The organism is Vibrio sp. 2033, assembly GCF_033339735.1.
This window is the reverse complement of the sequence record NZ_JAWOVC010000895.1, coordinates 1-508: the sequence shown is the minus strand read 5'-3', so window position 1 is coordinate 508 and position 508 is coordinate 1. Positions and strand designations below refer to the sequence as shown.

Genomic DNA, 508 nt, shown 5'->3' with positions numbered 1-508 from the left:
CTTCTGGTGAAAAGTCCCAGTGGTTATAGTAGCCACCATCGCGAAGAGTACAGTCTAAAATTTTTTGCATAATGGATATTCTTTTTAAGTTAAACAGGTAAAGTGCTTAGTACAGTAAAACATACAAGCTTAATAGTAAAAGTGAGGTATTTATCAAACTAATTATTAAGTTATTACTTATCACTTTTGGGGAGTAAGCTCATTGTTCGGTTTAGAGCGCCTTGATTGGATGAGGCCCATTTATTAGCATGCAAAGCTCGGAGTAAATATTTATCTTGTTGAGAAATGATCTCTGTAGTCCTTAGGGCAAGGGTCGTTGAGTCTGGCACAATTAAGATACCATCCACAGCTAGTAAGTTTTCAACAATCTCCTTAAAGTTGAAATAGCTGGGGCCAGTAATGATGACTTTTTCTAACATGGCAGGCTCTAGCACATTGTGCCCACCAACCTTATCTCCAATTAGGCTTCCACCCATAAAGCAGATGTCCGCTGCGCCCATCAACGTTA

General features: G+C 39.2%; 1 pseudogene. It reads right to left on the bottom strand.

Annotation, left to right across the window (positions count from 1 at the left end):
- Window positions 1-173: 173 nt before the first annotated feature.
- Window positions 174-508, bottom strand: a pseudogene (locus R7P74_RS29685) (3-deoxy-D-manno-octulosonic acid transferase); the annotation flags it as partial.